This is a genomic window from Deltaproteobacteria bacterium, assembly GCA_029860075.1.
Classification (GTDB): domain Bacteria; phylum Desulfobacterota; class JADFVX01; order JADFVX01; family JADFVX01; genus JAOUBX01.
Genome location: JAOUBX010000028.1, coordinates 30,765 through 50,218 on the forward strand (window position 1 = coordinate 30,765; position 19,454 = coordinate 50,218).

The following is a 19,454-nucleotide window of genomic DNA, read 5'->3' on the forward strand; positions in this document are numbered from 1 at the left end:
TGCCCTTCTACAGTTTGATTTTAGAAATTTTTATTTTTATTGTTTTTGGGTAAACCTGAAGAAGCCTTACTCCCTCAGGTAAAATAAGTTCAACCTCTTTCTTGTGAACTCCCGGCCGCAGGCCGGACACATTCACGTTTGCCCTCACGCCTGATTCACCGAGCTTGGCAACAAGACTCTTGGGACCTTCAATACGAATGTTTACCTTCCCGGGTTTTAGCGTTGTTTTGTAGCTCGCATTGATGATTTCGGGCATAACGCCTTTTATTTCAAGCTTTGACATAACTTCTTTTATGGAAATATTGACCCTTACAGGATCATTACTGGTGAGGATTATTTTTCTCCCCCGTGTATCGACCGCTGCGTCAAACTGAATATCGCTTTTGATACCTTCTACCTGGACAGGTATCGTTTTAAGAGAACCTACCTCCTTTGCTTCACTTTCTGCGCCTATTATTTCCATCACTGAGGGAATAAGTTCAATGGTTTCGATAAAAAAATCTTTAGCAGGGGTTCCCTTAATATCAGCCTTGATATTTACCTTTTTGCGCATAAGTTTTTCCGCCTCAATGGTAATGTAGGAAGGGTTTATCCTCGTTATCGTTGCCCCCCTTGGTGTATTAACGAGGTCCGCTGTGAGGGGATAGATATTACTCCCCACTTTAAGCTCGCCAAGATCAAGATTGATGGCCATGTTTTTAGGATTGAGGTTCTTTATAAAGCTGTGGGGACCCTGGAGCCGCACATCAAGAAAATTGGGAATGTTGTTGGTTATAATAAGCGCTTCCGGTTGATTGAGTTTTTCAAGGGGCAGAAGGTATGACCACTCTGCGTTTCTTTCACCAGATACGATGGCCCATAGAAAAATAGCGATAAGTAAAGAAAGTATCTTGAGGTGAAGGTTTTCCGTAAAGACCCTTCCTATGCTTGCCGTAAGATTATTTTTCGCCACTTGCCAATCCTTTGTGACCCTTTTTTCTAAAATGCCGTAAGAGGTTTTCTTTCAATATGTTCGTATCGAGGTCTTGCGTGATGATGCCTCCCTCTACGATGGAGGTCCTTCCCCGCTCTTCTGAAACGACGATGACAACGGCATCTGTCTCCTCCGTAAGTCCCATGGCTGCTTTATGCCTTGTTCCCAGCGATTTGTCAAAAACAGGGTTTGCCGTCAGGGGCAAGAGGGCGCCTGCTGCGGTGATGCGTCCATCCTGAATGATAATGGCGCCGTCATGTATGGGAGAGTTGGGCAGAAATATGCTGTGCAAAACCTCTTTATTGACGGCTGCATCGAGCTTTACCCCAATATCGACATAATCCTTGAGGCCGATTTCCCTTTCCAGAACGATAAGGGCGCCTATTTTTTTGTTTGCAAGCGAAACTGCCGCCTTCATGATTTCATCAATAACCCTCGATTCATCAACGGTTTCAGAATAGGTAAAAAAGGGAACCGTTCCTACGCGGGTTAGCGCCCTCCGGATGTCATGCTGGAATATGACGATAATAACGAGGATTATGGAACTGAGAAAATTAGTCAGGATCCAGTGAAGGATCAGAAGCTCTGCTTTTTGTGAAATAAAGTAGACAAGAAAGATAACTGAAAAACCTTTCAGCATCTGCACAGCTCTTGTCCCCTGTATAAGAAGAAGTACCCTGTAAATAATGAAGGCGACAACAAGTATGTCCAGTGTGTCCCTCCACCATGAAAATTCCTTCAGCAGTTCGGGCAAGACCTTCTCCTTCTTTGCCGTTAGTTAGATTTTAGTATTGCATCAGCGACTTTCACAGCCTTTGCTGCTTCCCTGACATCATGGACCCTTATGATATGGGCGCCTTTTTCAATGGCAAGTATTGAAGCTGCTATGGTTCCTTCGACTCTTTCTTCAGGTGGAGCGTCAAGAATTTGCCCGACAAAGGATTTTCTTGATGGACCAATGAGGATTGCCTTACCCAAAACGTTGAATTCGCCGAGCCTGTTAATCAACTGCAGGTTATCTTCAAAGCGCTTTCCAAATCCTATTCCAGGGTCGATGATGATCTTTTCAGAGGCTATCCCCGCTTCTTCGGCCAGAAAAATTGATTCTTCAAGGTAGCCTTTAACCTCATCCATAAGTGAGTCATACTGAGGATTTATCTGCATGTTTCCCGGTTTCCCCTTAATATGCATCACTATGACAGGGCAATTTGCCTCCGCTGCAACCCGGGCCATATGGGGGTCGAATCGCAGACCGCTTATATCGTTGATGATATGGGCCCCTGCATCTATAACCCTCCTGGCCACTTCAGCTTTATAAGTATCCACAGAGATGGGGACGCTTACGCTTTTTGCGAGAACCTTGATGACGGGAAGAATCCTCTTTAATTCTTCTTCCCCGGAAACAGGCGCGGCGCCCGGTCTTGTCGACTCTCCTCCCATATCGATAATATGAGCCCCGTCATCAATCATCCTGGCAGCCTGGTCAATGGCCTTAAAGGGATCGAGATAATTTCCCCCGTCGGAAAAAGAATCGGGCGTCACATTAAGTATCCCCATAATATGGGTTCTGTCGCCCAGCGGCAATATGCCGCCGCCGTAATCAAGGTCGACGTTTTCTCTTTTAAGGGGGCAAATAGTTTCATTGCCCTTTTTCCTTATTTGAGAACTGGTGACCTCCTTTAATTTATGGACAGCCATTTCCTGACTCTTTGTTCCTGTGAAAAGGGTATGGGCAGTTGTGAAACCGGCCGCAAGGCTTCTTCCGGCAAAACAATAACAGCATTATCGATTTATGCCATAGCGCCTGCCGGTTCAGGAGGCGTCGGTTTTTTTCTGCTTTTTACAACAGTCTTTTTTCTGGCAGGCTCAGGCTTGGCGCCCTTTATTATCTCCTCAACCTCAGTACCTTCAAGTGATTCCTTGACAAGCAGTTCTTCCGTAAGGCGATAGAGATAGTCTATGTTTTTCTTTAGCAGATTCGTTGCTCTTTCATAGCCTTCGGTAACAATGCGCTTTACCTCTTCATCTATACTGATAGCGGTTGCTTCGCTATAATCCTTGTGCTGGGCAAATTCTCTGCCGAGAAAAATCTGCTCTTCTTTTTTTCCAAAGGCAAGAGGCCCCATTTTATCACTCATTCCCCATTCACAAACCATCTTTCTGGCAAGGTCCGTCGCTCTTTCAATGTCATTGCCCGCTCCTGTTGAGAGTTCATCGAGAACAATCTCTTCTGCAACCCTGCCCCCCATAAGGATGGCAATTCTGGCAAGCAGTCCGTCTCTGCTGTAGGTATGCCTTTCGTCAATGGGCAATTGCTGCGTAATTCCCAGCGCCATGCCCCTGGGAATGATGGATACTTTATGAATAGGATCGGAACCGGGAATGAGCTTGGCTACAAGCGTATGACCGGCTTCATGATAAGCGGTGCTCTTTTTCTCTTCTTCGCTGATGATCATACTCTTTCTTTCAACACCCATGAGCACCTTGTCTTTGGCCTCGTCCAGTTCTACCATGCTGACCTTGTCTCTGTCCCTTCTTGCCGCCAAAAGAGCGGCCTCGTTAACGAGGTTGGCAAGATCGGCCCCTGAAAATCCCGGTGTCCCTCTTGCAATGATGGCAAGATCGATTTGCCCATCCAGTGGTATATTCTTGGTGTGAACTTCCAGGATTTTTTCTCTTCCCTTTACGTCAGGTCTTGGCACAACGACCTGCCTGTCGAATCTTCCCGGCCTCATCAATGCAGGATCGAGAACGTCCGGCCTGTTAGTGGCAGAAATAAGAATAACGCCTTCATTGGATTCAAAACCATCCATTTCGACAAGAAGCTGGTTGAGGGTCTGTTCTCTTTCATCATGCCCTCCTCCGAGACCTGCGCCCCTGTGGCGGCCGACGGCATCGATTTCATCGATAAATATGATGCAGGGCGCATTTTTCTTTCCCTGAGTAAAGAGGTCTCTTACTCTTGAAGCGCCGACGCCGACAAACATTTCCACAAAGTCTGAACCGCTTATGGTAAAGAAGGGAACCCCTGCTTCACCAGCTATTGCCTTGGCCAGAAGAGTTTTTCCTGTCCCCGGAGGACCTACGAGGAGGACGCCTTTTGGGATCTTGCCACCGAGCTTGGTAAATTTTTTCGGGTTTTTCAGGAATTCAATGATTTCTTCCAGTTCGACCTTTGCTTCCTCCACGCCGGCAACATCTTTAAAGGTTACCTTCTGCTGGTCTTCGGTAAGCAGCTTTGCCCTGCTTTTTCCGAAAGACATGGCCTTCCCCCCCCCTGACTGCATCTGCCTCATAAAGAATATCCATACGGCAATAAGAAGCAGCATGGGGAACCATGAAATAAATATGGTCCAAATGGACACGGATTCTTCATGGGGCATTGCCTTGATGCGAACACCCTTATCTCTGAGTGTTCTTACAAGATCGGGATCATCAGGCGCATAGGAAGTAAATTCCCTTCCGTCTGTATATTTCCCCATTAAGTTTCTTCCCTGGATGGTAACGTCAGCCACATCCCCCTGTTCAACTGAAATCATGAAATCACTGAACAGAGCCTCGTCCGGCTTATGCTGAGGCTGGTTGAAGAGACTGAAAAGAAGTATTAGAGTTAACCCCATGACAAGCCAAAGGGTGAGGTTCTTCGAAAAATTATTCACTATTTCCTCCTGAAGTTTCTATAAGTACTAATTCCTAAAAAAATAACATAAAAAAGCCTGTTTTTACAACAGAAATCAGTTTTTTGATACTTTAAGTATATCTTTACTGCGACAATCTGCAATGGCGTTTCCGCCATGCCTCAATCCGACGACCCACAATATTTCATCTCCTGCGGCAATGAGCGGTATTTTTTTTCTAAACCTGACAGGCACCTTTTCATCAATATAAAGATTTTTCAGCTTCTTCCTGCCCTCCATTCCCTTAATTTTTATTCTGTCTCCATTCCTGAAGTTTCTTACGATTAATGGCGCTGTTATTCGTTCCATATCGAGATAGATAACATTTTTATCATCCCTGTCCTTTTCCTCTATGGCTGATACCCTTTCGGATGTAAAGGTAAGGCCAAGCTGAGAAAGGGCCGTTTCTCCTTCAAGATTGAGAGGAAATGAAAAGGAAGAAATTTCCTCCCCTTCATTCAAAGAAAAGGCAAGCTTTCCATATTCTATAAATACTTTTATTCCCCCTGGAAGATCGATAGAAGAAGCGCTTTTTCCTCTCCCCGCCAAAACGTTCACTTGCAGGATGTGACGGGAGTAAAGTCCGCCGGATGCACCTGAAAGTTCATGACAGGCAAGTGATACCACCTTGCCTTTAAGGGCGGCAGGCAGAAGGTTAAATTGTGCAAGGTCAAGAAAAAGAACCTCTTCACCGGGCTCTATTTTAATTTTCTGAAAGGCCTCTGCGGCATTGCCGTCCAGGTAGGAGCTTACATCCCTGCTGATCTGTGAAAGCATATTCAGCTCTCCCTTTATATTGGGATTATAGCTTTTAAGGAGGGGCATCAGTTCATGGCGAATTTGGTTTCTCAAATACTTTTTGCTGAGATTTGAGCTGTCTTCAACGTACAAAATCCCCTCTTTTGAGGCATAAGCCGCTATTTCTTTTCTTGTCAGGCAGAGCATGGGCCTGATAATCTTTTCCCTTACCGGTGGAATCCCTCCCATACCGCTGATGCCGCTTCCTCTGATAATGCGCATGAGTACAGTCTCTGCCTGATCATCGGCGTTGTGGCCAAGGGCGATTTTGTCTCCCTTTACCGTCTCTGCCATGGCGTTGAAAAAAGCGTATCTTTCCTCTCTTCCTGCCGCCTGCAGGTTGCCGGGTAAAGTTTTCCGGGGATTTGTGAGGTTGATTCTCCTGCAATGACAGTCCAGTCCAAGATGAAGAGCCGTTTTTTTTACGAATTTTTCATCCCTATCGGATTCTTCAGCTCTAAGGCCGTGATTCAGGTGGGCAATAACAAGAGTGCCGCCTTTATCTTCCTGAAAACGGAGCAGGAGATGGAGCATTACCATGGAATCGATACCGCCGGAAAGAGCTGCAATGATCTTTTCACCGGGGGAGATCATTTCTTCCTGTTTAATGTAGTTGCAAAACTTCTCAAAAATCATGTTTTTCCATGGGCCCTGCCGGCAGGCCTTATGTTAAAAGTAAGCATAGCTCCTCTCTTTGTCAACGAGAGGGAACAAAAGTTTCATTAATTTAGGTGAAAAAAGGTAAGAAAGCTGTTTTGGGCTGATTAAATCAATACTTTCGCTTGCAATGAGTCTCTTTTCCTGTTTATACTGTGATCAAATTTAGAGGAGACCATTACCAATGATAAGCTACATATCAGAATCTGCCGCCTTCCTGTCCAAGGGGGGCATTGTCATGATCCCCATTATCATTTGCTCCTTAATCGGATTTGCTGTTTTTGTTGAAAGGTTGCTGGCATTAAAGAGAGACAAAATCATCCCCGCTGATCTCTTTGAAGAAACAAAAGTCCTTATCCTTGACCATAAGATAAATGAAGCGCTTGAACTTTGCAATGCAAATGGTTCTTCTCTGGCCCGGATCCTGAGGGTAGGCATTAAAAACTACGGCAGGTCGAGGGAAGCCGTTAAAGAGGTCATCGAAGAAGTGGGGAGGAGAGAGGTGGCCTTTTTGGATAAATATACGGGAATAATGGGCACCGTTGCCAATATTACTCCCCTTCTCGGGCTTCTCGGCACCGTTTCAGGCATGATCAAGGCTTTCAATCTTATCTCCTCAGTCGGTGTCGGTGATCCTGCCGTTCTTGCCGGAGGCATATCGGAGGCGCTTATTACGACGGCGTCGGGCCTGACCGTTGCCATCCCTACCTTTGTGGGCTACAAATTTCTTCTGAGCAAGGCTGATATTCTCGTTATTGAAATGGAAGAGTTCTCAACGGATGTTGTAGAACTTTTAAAGGGAGAAGAAGAGGAAAACCTGAAAAGCAGAGGCCGTACCGCTGACAGGCCAGGCTCTTCTTAAAAAGCATTCCTCTGCTTTTTCATTAAAATGCATGACTTTTCCGGTCCTTTTGTAAAGGTTTTACGCTATGGAATTCAAGAGAAAACAAAGAGCTGTCGTCCCTCCCGATATAACACCTCTCATTGATGTCGTCTTCCTGCTGCTCATTTTTTTCATGCTTTCCACCACTTTTATCATCAATCCCGGCATTAATATTAATCTCCCCAAATCTTCCGCTGAAGAAATAAAGATGGAGAAGCAGAAGGTTATCGTTACTATATCGAAGGATGGCGAGATTTATGTAGAAGACAAAAAGATCGATATGAATATTTTAAGAGTCATCCTTAATGATATGGTGAAGACAAGCAAGGAATCGACGGTTATTATCAGCGCTGATGAAGATACTTCACATGGTATCGTCGTATCTGTTATGGATATGGCCAAGTTATCAGGCGTCACGAGGCTGGCCATAGAGACGGAACCGAAATAAGCCTGTACGCAGAATATCTGATCATGAAGGGAGGTTGAGGGGGATGAAGGTCAAATATTATGGAACAAGGGGATCTATACCGACACCGGGTCCGGCAACCGTCAGGTATGGCGGGAATACTTCATGCGTCAGCGTTCAGGTTGGCCATAATCTGATCATCCTCGATGCCGGGTCCGGAATCAGGTTGCTCGGTATCGATCTTATGGATAACGGTTTTCTCAAAGGAAGCGGCAGTTGCAGCTTCTTCTTCAGTCATGTGCACTGGGACCATATCCAGGGCATTCCTTTTTTCCTTCCCGCTTATATTAAAGGGAATAATTTTGACTTTTACGGGTCACCTAACGTCCATACGACACTGGAAGAGGTTCTGGCCCATCAGCAGCAGTCCCTTAATTTTCCCATAGAATTCGGTGAAATGCCTGCCACATTTAATTTCTTTGACTTGAAAGACGGTGAATCCGTCGACATTGGGAATGCGAAAGTAACAAACAGGAAACTTCAACACCCGGGCGGGGTTTATGCTTACCGGATAGATGAAGGAGGCAAGAGTCTCGTTTACGCTACCGATACGGAACATTATTCCGTTCTCGACTGGCGGCTCAAAGAACTTGCCAAAGATGCCGACCTTCTTATTTACGATTGCAACTTTACGCCCGACGAATATGAGAACAAAAAAAGAATTGGCTGGGGTCATTCTACCTATAAAGAGGGCGTCAAGGTGGCAAAAGCGGCAAATGTAAAAGCCCTTCACATGTTTCATCATGATCCCACGCACTCCGATGATTTTCTTGAAACAGAGATCCTTGAACCGGCCAGAAAACTGTTCCCTGAAAGTCATCTTGCACGGGAAGGCTGGGAATTCACTATCTAGTGTCCATCCAGAAACTATAATACATGAAACTATGTTTTCAATTCGGAAAGGAGGGGTTTTTTGCAAGGTCAAGGAAGTCAGGGGTTTCGCCGGATTGTACTACTGTACATGGCACAAGCAAATCTGAATATTGACGCAGAGATTGCGAAAAAGCACCCTTGACCGATGAAAACTATCTAGCATTTCCACCCCCTTTTCAGGGACCTCGCGGCCCGCATTTCTCACCCATTTTCTGCTGTCGCTGCCGGAAGTCACGGCCTGCCTGTTTTTGCCTGTCAGACAGAGTGTCAACTATGTCTGCGCTGTCACCGGCTGTGAAAACCGGGCATAAAGCCCCTTTTTTCAGCGCCGCCGCAATTCCATGAAAATGCCGCAGGCAAACATTTTTACTTTTAAAAAGCTATTATGATGCATTTGACATTGCGGTTGTGCTATAATGATTTCGAATTTCTGAAATTATTGTGCTCTTTTTTTTACACATAAATTCAGGACTGAGCGACTGACCACCTGCAAGGCGGTGGCTATCATTTTAATAAAGATCAATGGATTCAAGCCAAAATAACACTGCTTACAAATATCGTGACATACCAAACCTGAAAGCCAGGATTCTCATCCCTCTTTGTATTGCGGCGGTAATCTTCCTGGCTGTCTTCATGCTCACTCTCCGTTATTACCATAATAAGGCGGTCAATGAGGCGGCTAAGGAAACATCAGCGACAATAGAGCGCATTTTTAATCAAACCCTGCTAAATGATATGGATTTCATGCATGAAGTTATCGAGATCCTGGAATATGATGAGTCCCTTCGTCTTGCCCTTAAAAACAGGGATTCCGGGGAACTTGCCAAAATAACCATGCCTCATTTCAAGCGAATGAGCAGGGAACACAGGATTACTCATTTCTACTTTCATGATCGGGACCGCGTTAATATTATCCGCCTCCACAAACCGGAAAAATCAGGAGATCTCATTAGCAGGTTTACTGCCCTTGATGCCGAGAGAAAGGATCAAACGGCCTTCGGTATTGAGCTTGGTCCACTGGGTACTTTCACTTTGAGAGTTGTCACGCCCTTATATTACAAGACTGAGCTGGCCGGTTATATGGAACTGGGTGAAGAGATAGAGCATATTATCGAACTGATTCAGCATATTACCAAAACGGAAATTTATGTGCTCATTGATAAGGAATATTTAACCCGCAAAAAGTGGGAAGCGGGAATGCAGATGATGGGGCGTCAGGGTAATTGGGACCTTTTACCTTCCTACGCTCTCATCAATCGTTCAATCAATGACGAGATTGAGGCCATCTCCACAGGGCTTTCGGAGTGGGAAAAGAATCCCATTAAAAAAGACCTCGCCTTTAATATAAAGGAAAAAAAATATCTTGCCACCTTTATTCCCCTTCATGATGCAGGGCAGAGAAGAGTTGGAAAGATTCTTGCTCTTCACAATATAACAGAGCAGCATGTAGCGGCAAAGTATGCCACCATGATCAATGCCGTTACGGGTCTGACGCTGGCGCTTCTTCTTATTCTCCTGTTTTATGGCATCGCCGCCGGGACAGAAAAGAAAATGAAACGTTCCCGGGACAAACTGCTGGAGGAAGCCGAAAGAAGGGAAGTTATGCAGGAAGAGCATATCAGGGCGCTGGAGCATCTTGCCCTTCATGATACACATACAAACCTTCCCAACAGAAATCTCCTTCATAACAGGATAGAGCATGCTGTAAAAGTCTGCAAACGCCGCAAAGAGTGCCTCGGGCTCATTGTTCTTGATATTCTGAGGCTCCATGAAATCAACGATACGCTGGGCCACCGTAACGGTGATTTTCTGTTGCAGCAGATCGGAACAAGGTTAAAGAAAGAATTCAGGGAGACCGATACCGTTGCCCGTTTAAGCACCGAGAGTCTGGGGATTTTGTTGCCCTCCGTAGACCGCGTTTTACTGACACCGATTATAAAGAAAATAACCCATGCTTTTGAACTTCCCTTTATTGTGGAAGATTTCAGCATTACCATTGAAATAAGCATGGGCGTTGCTTTTTCACCGGAACATGGCCTCGATGCGGAAATGATCATTCAGCGAGCTGATGTGGCAAACAGACTGGCAAAACAGGAGAACGTCCTCTATGCCATTTATGATCCGGACAGGGACCCTTTCAGCAAACAGCGCCTTACCCTTATGACGGAACTGAGATCGGCAATTAATAATAATGAATTGTATCTTCTCTACCAACCGAAGATTGACATTAAAACGGGAAAGGTTTCAGCTGCAGAAGCGCTCTTGAGATGGAAGCATCGGGAGCGGGGAATAATTCCTCCCGATGAATTTATTCCCCTGGCGGAAAATACGGGAGTCATTCATTCATTAACTGCCTGGGTTATCAAAGAAGGAATGAAGCAGTTAAAAAAATGGGAAAAAGAAGGCCTTAAGCTTCGTCTTTCCATTAATTTATCTGTCAGAAATATTCATGACGCCAACTTCCCTGCTCAACTGGAAGAACTCATCAAAGAAGCCCGCATTAATCCCCATTTGCTTAACTTTGAAATTACGGAAAACGCTATCATGAGCGATCCCCTCTATGCCTCGGAAATGCTGATGAAGCTGAAAGGGATGGGGATCTCCCTATCTATCGATGATTTCGGCAAGGGATATTCATCCCTCTCTTATTTAAGCAGTCTCCCTGTTGATGAACTAAAAATCGACAAGGGTTTTGTCATGGGTATGAGCGGCAATAATAATGATATTATCATTGTCCGTTCCACCATTAATCTTGGAAAAAATCTCGGCTTGCAGGTTGTGGCCGAAGGCGTGGAAGACAAGGAATCACTGGGTAAGCTGGCCGATATGGGATGTACTGTTGCCCAGGGCTACTTCATCAGCAAGCCATTAAAGAGCAATGCCTTTAAAAAATGGCTTAAGGATTCAAACTGTCAATTTGACTGGAGTTAAAATCAGTTAAGTGTCTGTTCTCCGCAGGGAATGATTTCAGGCATATTATCCGGTTCCAGGATAATCATTTTCAGGATGGTACAATCTTTTTCAGCAATGATCTCGGCCATTTTATACCGCTTTGAATCAGGGCCTCTCTCCTTGCCGAGATATTCTCTCAACGCTTCCCTCACTGCCTTCCACTCCAGGTAAAGGAGAAATTCTTCTTCCCTCTTTTCAAAAGGGCAGGCCTTTTTGGCCGCTTCAAAAGTAACTTCCGAAAGGTGGTCAATAATTTTACCGATACAGAAACTGCGATAGCTCTCCCCCGGGCCGACGTTTTTGCCGCAGCTTATTTTTTCATATTCATAGGAACGGATTTTTTCGTCCTTGTCTATGGTAATTGATATTTCGGCAGCGCTGTCTTCACATGGCATGGGGGACTCCATTCAGAAGGGGTTTTTCCAATTATAATAGCACAATTTGAAAGGGGAGTATGCAGTTTTGCGATAATGCCCTGTCAGTAAGTCATATAGATTCAGCTTCGGGATAAACAGAAAAGAATTTACAGCAACAGAGGATAAGAAGAGTCCTTTTTCATAAAAGGCTTTTCGCGTGCACATGGTCGGGGAGGGCGATGACAACAGCGTGCGTAAAAAAGAAAACAGCCTGCCCGGAAGCGCTTCCGGGCAGGGTCTTCCAACTCAATGTTTAAATTAAAATGAATGCGTGATATTTCTCTATTTCATTTCCTAAGTCCGACAGGCTCCTATGGTACCGGTTCCAGCTTGATGGCGTCAGCAATAACATACCCATTGGCATCATTGCTCAGCTGCACATAACCCGATGTGCCGGCGGTGAAATGACAGGTTTCCAGGAGCACCCATTGGTTGTCATTGATTTCCTGGTTCACCCTCACGACGGCAGAACCGCCATCGTATTGGATCTTAAAAGGGGCATTGTCAGCCCTGTTGATATGGGCAGGCCATCTGGCGTAGACATTGTAAAGGCCCGTCTGCGGAACAACCGGCGTCCAGGTAGCCGTTGCGCTTCCATCCCCGGCTGTGCGGTAATGTTCATCACCCCCATGGGCATTGGAAATCCCCTCAACCGATGGCCAGCTGTCAACATAGACTGCCTCCGGGTCATTTAGATAGAGACTGCCCGGAACCGCCACAAAGATAGTTACGCTATTGGTACTCATGTTACCGTCAATATCCCATGCCGTCACCTCAAAGGCTCTGGACGTATCACTGCTCCCGGCGGGGATGTTTACCTCGTAGCTGTAGCTTTTATCACCATTATAGGTCATGGCCTGGTTAGAATTGCCACCAATGGGGGTAAGATCAATTTCAACACTGATGCTATTATGATCATTGTCAGGATCAACCACATAAACCGTTATTACGGTTGATCCGGCGCCGTCATTTAAAACGGTGGCAGACTCGATATTTGACAGGATGACCTTGGGTCCAAGGAATGGAGTTCTTGTATAGTCTTTATAAATGTGGCAGGTATTGCAGACATTATTTTTGGTGAGTCCCTGGCCTGCCGGGTCAATACTGGCTCCCGAACTTTCAGCCAATGTGGCGTCAGGGTCCCTTAGCGGAGGGTTTCCGGCTATATAGGAAAAATTCAGGGCCGGTACTTTATCGACTGTGCCGGGGGCGCTGATAAGCTCACCATGCCTGATCATCGGTCCCGTTGGCGAACCGTGGGGATTGTGGCAGGTAACACAGCTCATCTTTGAATCGGGAATGACCTTACCATCGGCGCCTTTGACCCCATCCCAATCTCCATCGGCTGTAACGAAGTTCATTGATAAATGTTGTCTGTGGGCATTTCTTGGCGGTTGGATATCGGCGTTAATATCCCAGAGGTTTGTGTGACTCTTATCCTCTAAAGATGTCCCCAAAACTTCATTTCCATTATGGCAATCGAGACAGAAGTCTTTCGTATGTTCCGTTGATGTCGATTTTAAGCGGTAGCTGTCTCCCCAGGGATTGACCGTTACATAAGGGGGGGATGATGATTCATCCACCTCATAGGTCCGCGCATTACCATCGATATGCCTTTTTCCGGCATCATGGCAATCAAGACAGTTTCCAAGGCTTTTTCCATGTCCCTTATCAAAATATCCATAGCTATTTCCATTATAGAAACCGCCGGCAATGTTCGGCGCAAAAATTCCCTGAATATAAGAAGATTCATTAATTTCTGTTGTGCCGGGGTCGTCATCATGACAGCCCAGGCACCACATCTCTTTACCCGGCTTGAGGGTATTGTCGGCATTATATACCCCGCCTTCCCGCCAGTTATCCTTTGCACCCTGAGAGAGGCCGGTAGAGTCGACGCCGTTGTAGGCGCCTTCCGGACTATGGCATTGGTCGCAAACCGTGGTGGTTTCGAAAGGCAGGCCATCGGCGAATTTGGAATAATTATGGCATGTACTGCATCCCGTTATGCCCGGGCCTTTGCCGGCAGCATCAAAATGGGTCTGATGGGTTTGAACAAGCACACCCATAAACTTCACTTCAACCCCGCCATCAATGGTCAAGGTTATGCCCGGGGCTACCTGAATACTGCCGACGACAGTGTAAGGACTCCCTTCCAATGTCCACACCGTATCTTTCACGATTATGCCACTTATGGGATTAATGGAATAAGCCGGGCCGGCCACTGTCATACATACTATGAGCAAAGCGACAATAGATAAACGTTTTTGCATAATAATTACCTCCACTTAATTAGTTGTTTTTAAATTTGGTAAAGGTGCTCTGTTTTGGCGCCGGCGGCAATCACGCAGGAAGATGCTCGATGCGGTATAGTAGATGAAGAGACGGCCTAAGGTGTAACAACCCAAATGAACCTATCGGTTTCTGCCTTCCCCAATAAAGGCCATCATCATATAAGTCTAGCTCCCTTTTCCAGACAGTTCAACAAAATGCAGATATTTTCGCTTATGGTTTTCAATGTTGCCTGTTTGCAGACCTGTTTTTTCAAGCGCATTCGGGCTGTTACAGGTTGACTTTACTTTATGGATGTCCCTGTTTTTGTAATAACACTGTCATTTCGGCCAAAGGGAGAGATTTTTTATTATTCATTTTTTGTTTTGCCTCGAAATTGACAGCTTGCAACTATGTATTTAGCTGCTTGTGTACTTTATCAGTTAACTCCTGCACAGAAAAGGGGACATTTCTCTTTTTTGTTATCTACTGCCTCAAATTACGAAAATTAACCTTCCTTAAAAAGCAACAGCTTACAACCAGAAAGTTGCAATTTCTCTCCAAATATGGTTTAGTCCTTTTGGTTCCTTTTAAAGGTCAATGGCGGATGTGAGCAGTTTCCGCTTTTTGTTTTTCCAATATGAAAAGCTTTAAAAGACCTAAAAGAAAACCGTCCCACAATTCAAACGTTTATAGGCTAAAAATATGATTACCAAACAAGATATTGCCATAATTCTGATCCGGGTTTTAGCAGCATATATGCTGCTGCAGGCTCTTGCTATTTTACCCATGTCAGTTTTAATCAGTACTGCTGATCCTGTAATGTTCTTAATTTCACATGAATTTACAACGTTTGTCATTTCCACCATTTTATGGTTCTCCGCACCACGGTTATCAAAAGTCATGGTTAAGGATTCAACTAATTCATCTGAACATCCAGAGGGTCTTGAAGGCCGGCAGGTAGAATCATTAATTTTTTCAACTATCGGGGTAATACTGGTCGCTGTTTCTATCCCGGCTCTTGCAAACATGGTGGCCTATCATCGTACTATTAGCACATTTGAAGTAGATGCCGTATCTAAAGCTCAAATGGTTGCCGGCTCGAAAGGTTTTATTACAAAATATATTGTGAAAATTGCAGTCGGGATTTTCTTAATATTCTTCTCTGAGAAACTTTGCCATTTGTTATCAAAAGGAAGAAATAGAATATGTGGTAAATAGGGGTTAGCCGGGATCGGGTGGAGGTAACGGGCGAAATCCCGTTACCTCCACACAATCTAAACGATATATAGTGAGTAAAGTTTTCTGGAAGACAAGAGAAAATATTATGGGAAAACAAGCCTTTGTTTATGCTAAAAGGTCAGACGCAAAATCATCTGCTTCTGTATCCAATAGCACCAAAAAAACTTTTGAGTGCACCGTCAATAAGCCATATGACAAAATTATGAACCTGCAACGTTCCGTTGGCAATCAGGCTGTGGGGCGATTGCTTGGATCTGGTAAGCCTAATGACAACTATGAAAAGGAGGTAGATCGTTCTGCCGATATGATTATGCGTAGAGGAGGACCTGAAACACAAATCAACTCTTTCAAAGATAGAGGATGGCCCTTGTCAAAGGTGGAGCAGTCTGGAACTTTACAGGCCGGCTTTCCGCATGGACATGCTATTTCTCTCCTTTGCGCCCTTACCCACCCAATTGGCATAGATAGCACATCTTCAAAAAACTTTTTGAGCTATGGTGCGAAATTTACACACAAGCTCAAGATTTCCAAGGGAGGAACTGCACAATGTCTTAAAGGAACACTTATTACTGAGAAATTAACAATAGACCGTGATGACTTTAAGTTTAATAATACTTCTGTAGGCAAATCAGTGTGGGTACTTGGGGTAAAAGGAAGCAAAAAGCCTGATCAATTTACTGACCATATAGAAACCCCACATAACCTTGTACTAAAGGCAATGGAAAAAAATAAGCCGCGTCTGCCTGCCAAACGGAATGAAACACAACATTTTTACTGGCGTCGCCACAAATATGATAAATGGCAACGGTTTGCTACGGTAAAGATCCATTTTATGGTGGACAAATTTCGCAATAACCTTTTTACGTGGACTATTGATAATTCTGTGGTTGTGGCTGAGAAGTGGGCTTACCGCCGGCCTCGAGGATATTAATAACAGCTGGGTAGAAACCAGAGAAACCAGGGACAGCGACCGTTATTGATCTAACCATTTTATTAAATGCTGATTTTGATGATATTAGAGATTGGACAGTTCAAGACAATGGCGGAAGGTTGTATGTTAACTATAATTAGAAAATTAATAATAGTATCTAACATCTTTATAATTATTGGCTGTGTTTCTATGCATGACCAAAATCATTTATACAAGGATAAATAATTTGACTCTACTTAATATATTCAGTCTTGCAATGGCAATGTTTATATTAGTGGTAACGCCTGGTCCCGGTGTTTTTGCTACTGTAGCCAAAGCGCTTGTTTCCGGTTTTAAATTATCTATCCCTGTCATAATTGGCATTATTGCAGGAGATTTAATCTTCCTTCTCATTGCAATCTACGGTTTACATGCAATTGCTGAAACATTCAGTACTTTATTCACGGTCATCAAGTATTTTGGCAGTGCATATCTAATATGGTATGGCTTAAAATTATGGCAATCCGGTTCTATACAATCGGGTATTCCCCTAAACGCCTCGTCAGGTAAATTCAACTTCCTGAGCGGCTTATCAATCACCTTAGGAAACCCAAAGGTAATCCTTTTCTACTTAGGCTTTCTTCCCACTTTCCTTGAACTCGATAAGCTCTCTACTGTTGATATTGCTATTATTGTTTCCTTTGTGCTTGCTTCAGTTTTACTGTTTTATGCATATACGGCATTTCATGCCAGACAACTGTTTGAAAGTAAAAAAGCCAATCAGAACATAAACAAAATTGCAGGCACTGTAATGATCGGTACCGGTTCGGCATTACTATCAAAAACATAAGCCTGCCTTTAACCCGGCTGCTGATAACTCGCTTCTCAACCTAGACTATCCCAGAATTTATCTGCCCCCTTATTTGATACCATTATTAATAGGGATAATTTTGTAAAAAGAATTGACGCAACTATTCAAATTATAGAGAACGGTACCGCATCCAAATAAAAAGCGACCTTTTAAATTAAATAAATATAACTTCACGCACCAAACAATGTCATCCTTCTATGAAAGGTAGTCACTTTCAACTGCGAATCAGCAATTTCTTTTCATCAATCAACAAAACAAAAAAGTATTAAGAGCGCAATATATGTTGCATATTTAGCAATATATATCGCGACAAACTTTATTTTTTGTGCTATAAATATAAACTGATCATTAATTAAACGTTAAAAACATATTTATCGCTTATAAATGATCCTTTGCTAAGAGCAAACTCCGGGAAACCTGAGGGCGCAGAGCCACGAGGCTAAATCCATTCAGGACAAGCCAGTCGAGCCGCCAAAGGAATATAAATCCTTTGGCGGCTTTTTTTGTTTTTACATATTAAAATTTTATGATTGGGAGGGAAAAAATGAATAAGCGCGCTTTGATAAAGAAACAGTTGAGTACATTCTTTTACCTTCTGGCTATTGCTATGGCCCTAAACCTGACCGCTTGTGGCGGCGGAGGGGGGGGGTGGCGGAGGGCCTGCCCCACCCTCAATTGATCCGCCACCAGGCTCAGGAGCCACGCTCACATCAATTGCTATTACGCCTCAAGGCTCTGTTGTTAAGGTAGGCGAAACCCTTCAATTATATGCCATAGGTAATTATAGTGATGGTGGTCAGCTAGATCTTACGAGTGAAGTTACATGGCTTGGCAGCACTTTAAATGGAATTACCTTTTCCCCCACGGGCTTGGTAACTGCCCATACTGCTACTTTTTCCAGTTCTCGTATTACCGCTACGCATGTCAGCAGTGGACTCTCAGATATCAAATTTGTCTACGTGTCAAGCTACGGCCTGGAAGGCAGTATTGACTCACCTGCCGTCATTACGGAAGATGTGGCACACAATGGAGAGGTAAACTTCGGTGGCCCGTCTGTTAATGGTTACAGTTATTATACGGTAAATGTCACTCCCGATAATGCCTATTATTTCTTCCTTGAGAATCTAAGCAGAGACGTGAGTCTTAAGATCTATGATGATGCAGCCTTTAGCAACGTGGTATGTACATCAGACAAGGGTGGAACTGCTGATGAGCTTTGCGTTGCAATTGCGCCGGTATCGGGTATTTTCTATATTATTGTCGATGGCAACGGGACAAGGGACACATCAGACCGGGGCGCCTCTTACACACTGACGGTTCGACCCGGCTACATGGATGAACCTGCTTCAGATAATATAATTGTTCCTTTAAATACTCCCTATAACGGCCAAATAGGGCGTTATGTGTACGATGATGAGGCATTCACTCCATTGATGTATGGTATCAGTTTTTATGAAATACCGGTTACTCCTACCGGACGATATACGGTGAATATTACCAGTCTCACAGGTGATGTAGAAATGGTGGTTTTATCTTCCATAAGCGAAGTTTTGTGTGCTTCCAACAATGCAGGGACAGCTGATGAAGCATGTTCTTTCCAGACTGAAAGGACGCCCGCTTATATCCGTGTTGATGAAGTCAATACTCTTGTCGGCGCCTCTTATACCTTGACTGTAACTGAAGATCATGGGGCATACATCAGTGAAGGAACAGTCGTATCACCAATAGACATAACAGGATCAATGCCTTACCACGGACACGTGGGAGGCATAAATAGCTACTATAGCGTAAATGTGACACCAAACCAGTCTTATGAAGTTCGGGGAAGTGGTCTCGATGGTGAGTTAGGACTATATGCAGGTAATATTTCTAATTTTAATTCCTGGGATTGCAGTGATTTCTCCGGGAGCAATCCTACAAAAGATGTCGTTTGTCGATTCGAACCCGCTACAACTTCGACTTTATATATAAGAATGACCCCTAATGGAGGAATTGGAACCGAATATTTCCTAAATGTCACTTCCACTGCTTATACGGCAGAAAACACTACTTTATTGGAAACACCCGATAAAGACACTCCCTATGCAGGTCAGGTTGATGATACATCTTCTCAATATGAAATTCCTGTTAACACCGGTAAACTGTATCGAGTCGGGCTTTCCACCGTTAGTGGTGATATTACGCTCAATGTTTATGACGACATTGGTCATACTGCCTTGTTATGCACATCGAATAACACCGGTATTGTTGATGAATATTGCCTTACGGAACCATCAGTGCCGTCGGGTACAAATATTTATGTGGAAATTATAGGGAGCACCTATGGTTCAAAGTTTAACTTGACCGTTGATCGGGTCTACCGGCAGGAAGGAGGGTGTTCAAAATTCTGTGTCAATTTAACCAAAGCTGATATATTCAGCTAAAAAAGGAGAATTGACATGAGTAAAGAAGAAAGTAGTTTTGATTTT

Annotated in this window: 16 protein-coding genes and 1 riboswitch; of the genes, 9 read left to right on the forward strand and 7 right to left on the reverse strand. The window is 44.2% G+C overall.

Translation table 11 applies throughout. The annotated features are described in order from the left end of the window. Positions 1-7: 7 nt before the first annotated feature. From OEV42_10230 to tilS, 5 genes are all read right to left on the reverse strand, one after another. Positions 8-952 (reverse strand): CdaR family protein, encoded by a 945-nt coding sequence (locus OEV42_10230; protein MDH3974641.1) that lies wholly within the window; start codon positions 950-952, stop codon positions 8-10. Next, positions 939-1,727, reverse strand: a complete 789-nt coding sequence (gene cdaA, locus OEV42_10235) for a diadenylate cyclase CdaA (protein ID MDH3974642.1) — start codon at positions 1,725-1,727, stop codon at positions 939-941. The genes OEV42_10230 and cdaA overlap by 14 nt, the downstream gene beginning before the upstream one ends. A gap of 20 nt (positions 1,728-1,747) precedes the next feature. Next, the gene (gene folP / locus OEV42_10240) at positions 1,748-2,671 is read right to left on the reverse strand and encodes a dihydropteroate synthase (GenBank protein MDH3974643.1); all 924 of its coding nucleotides are present in this window, start codon (positions 2,669-2,671) and stop codon (positions 1,748-1,750) included. A gap of 92 nt (positions 2,672-2,763) precedes the next feature. Continuing rightward, complete coding sequence (ftsH, locus tag OEV42_10245; protein MDH3974644.1) at positions 2,764-4,632, reverse strand: ATP-dependent zinc metalloprotease FtsH; 1,869 nt, start codon at positions 4,630-4,632, stop codon at positions 2,764-2,766. 75 nt (positions 4,633-4,707) lie between these two features. Next, complete coding sequence (gene tilS / locus OEV42_10250; GenBank protein MDH3974645.1) at positions 4,708-6,084, reverse strand: tRNA lysidine(34) synthetase TilS; 1,377 nt, start codon at positions 6,082-6,084, stop codon at positions 4,708-4,710. Positions 6,085-6,289: 205 nt separating this feature from the next. Between tilS and OEV42_10255 the strand changes: the two genes are divergently transcribed. From OEV42_10255 to OEV42_10270, 4 genes are all read left to right on the forward strand, one after another. Next, the gene (locus tag OEV42_10255) at positions 6,290-6,967 is read left to right on the forward strand and encodes a MotA/TolQ/ExbB proton channel family protein (protein ID MDH3974646.1); all 678 of its coding nucleotides are present in this window, start codon (positions 6,290-6,292) and stop codon (positions 6,965-6,967) included. Positions 6,968-7,034: 67 nt separating this feature from the next. After that, complete coding sequence (locus tag OEV42_10260) at positions 7,035-7,436, forward strand: biopolymer transporter ExbD (GenBank protein ID MDH3974647.1); 402 nt, start codon at positions 7,035-7,037, stop codon at positions 7,434-7,436. Positions 7,437-7,479: 43 nt separating this feature from the next. Then, positions 7,480-8,307 (forward strand): MBL fold metallo-hydrolase, encoded by an 828-nt coding sequence (locus OEV42_10265; GenBank protein ID MDH3974648.1) that lies wholly within the window; start codon positions 7,480-7,482, stop codon positions 8,305-8,307. A gap of 542 nt (positions 8,308-8,849) precedes the next feature. Beyond that, on the forward strand, positions 8,850-11,258 hold the full coding sequence (locus OEV42_10270; protein ID MDH3974649.1) for an EAL domain-containing protein: 2,409 nt from the start codon (positions 8,850-8,852) through the stop codon (positions 11,256-11,258). A 2-nt stretch (positions 11,259-11,260) separates the two neighbouring features. Here the strand turns inward: OEV42_10270 and OEV42_10275 are convergent, their stop codons facing one another. Both OEV42_10275 and OEV42_10280 read right to left on the reverse strand, forming a co-directional pair. Then, positions 11,261-11,674, reverse strand: coding sequence for a hypothetical protein (locus OEV42_10275; protein MDH3974650.1), 414 nt, complete (start codon positions 11,672-11,674; stop codon positions 11,261-11,263). A gap of 332 nt (positions 11,675-12,006) precedes the next feature. Further along, positions 12,007-13,965 (reverse strand): hypothetical protein, encoded by a 1,959-nt coding sequence (locus tag OEV42_10280; protein ID MDH3974651.1) that lies wholly within the window; start codon positions 13,963-13,965, stop codon positions 12,007-12,009. A gap of 703 nt (positions 13,966-14,668) precedes the next feature. Here OEV42_10280 and OEV42_10285 point away from each other — a divergent pair. The 5 genes from OEV42_10285 to OEV42_10305 all read left to right on the forward strand — a co-directional run bounded on the left by OEV42_10285 (position 14,669) and on the right by OEV42_10305 (position 19,409). Next, complete coding sequence (locus OEV42_10285; GenBank protein MDH3974652.1) at positions 14,669-15,184, forward strand: hypothetical protein; 516 nt, start codon at positions 14,669-14,671, stop codon at positions 15,182-15,184. Between the two features lie 106 nt (positions 15,185-15,290). Then, positions 15,291-16,136, forward strand: coding sequence for a hypothetical protein (locus OEV42_10290; GenBank protein ID MDH3974653.1), 846 nt, complete (start codon positions 15,291-15,293; stop codon positions 16,134-16,136). 256 nt (positions 16,137-16,392) lie between these two features. Next, a complete protein-coding gene (locus OEV42_10295) occupies positions 16,393-16,965 on the forward strand; it encodes a LysE family translocator (protein ID MDH3974654.1) in 573 nt (190 codons plus the stop codon). 411 nt (positions 16,966-17,376) lie between these two features. After that, positions 17,377-17,462, forward strand: a riboswitch (cyclic di-GMP riboswitch). Between the two features lie 68 nt (positions 17,463-17,530). Next, positions 17,531-17,665 (forward strand): hypothetical protein, encoded by a 135-nt coding sequence (locus OEV42_10300; protein MDH3974655.1) that lies wholly within the window; start codon positions 17,531-17,533, stop codon positions 17,663-17,665. Continuing rightward, the gene (locus OEV42_10305) at positions 17,616-19,409 is read left to right on the forward strand and encodes an Ig-like domain-containing protein (GenBank protein ID MDH3974656.1); all 1,794 of its coding nucleotides are present in this window, start codon (positions 17,616-17,618) and stop codon (positions 19,407-19,409) included. The genes OEV42_10300 and OEV42_10305 overlap by 50 nt, the downstream gene beginning before the upstream one ends. Positions 19,410-19,454 lie beyond the last annotated feature (45 nt).

Excerpts from the sequence above, each read along its gene's own strand:
- folP (MDH3974643.1), bottom strand. The coding sequence starts at position 2,671 with ATGGCTGTCCATAAATTAAAGGAGGTCACCAGTTCTCAAATAAGGAAA.
- OEV42_10275 (MDH3974650.1), bottom strand. The coding sequence starts at position 11,674 with ATGCCATGTGAAGACAGCGCTGCCGAAATATCAATTACCATAGACAAG.
- OEV42_10295 (MDH3974654.1), top strand. The coding sequence starts at position 16,393 with ATGGCAATGTTTATATTAGTGGTAACGCCTGGTCCCGGTGTTTTTGCT.
- OEV42_10265 (MDH3974648.1), top strand. The coding sequence starts at position 7,480 with ATGAAGGTCAAATATTATGGAACAAGGGGATCTATACCGACACCGGGT.
- OEV42_10285 (MDH3974652.1), top strand. The coding sequence starts at position 14,669 with ATGATTACCAAACAAGATATTGCCATAATTCTGATCCGGGTTTTAGCA.
- tilS (MDH3974645.1), bottom strand. The coding sequence starts at position 6,084 with ATGATTTTTGAGAAGTTTTGCAACTACATTAAACAGGAAGAAATGATC.
- OEV42_10270 (MDH3974649.1), top strand. The coding sequence starts at position 8,850 with ATGGATTCAAGCCAAAATAACACTGCTTACAAATATCGTGACATACCA.
- OEV42_10290 (MDH3974653.1), top strand. The coding sequence starts at position 15,291 with ATGGGAAAACAAGCCTTTGTTTATGCTAAAAGGTCAGACGCAAAATCA.
- OEV42_10260 (MDH3974647.1), top strand. The coding sequence starts at position 7,035 with ATGGAATTCAAGAGAAAACAAAGAGCTGTCGTCCCTCCCGATATAACA.
- OEV42_10280 (MDH3974651.1), bottom strand. The coding sequence starts at position 13,965 with ATGCAAAAACGTTTATCTATTGTCGCTTTGCTCATAGTATGTATGACA.
- OEV42_10255 (MDH3974646.1), top strand. The coding sequence starts at position 6,290 with ATGATAAGCTACATATCAGAATCTGCCGCCTTCCTGTCCAAGGGGGGC.
- OEV42_10300 (MDH3974655.1), top strand. The coding sequence starts at position 17,531 with ATGAATAAGCGCGCTTTGATAAAGAAACAGTTGAGTACATTCTTTTAC.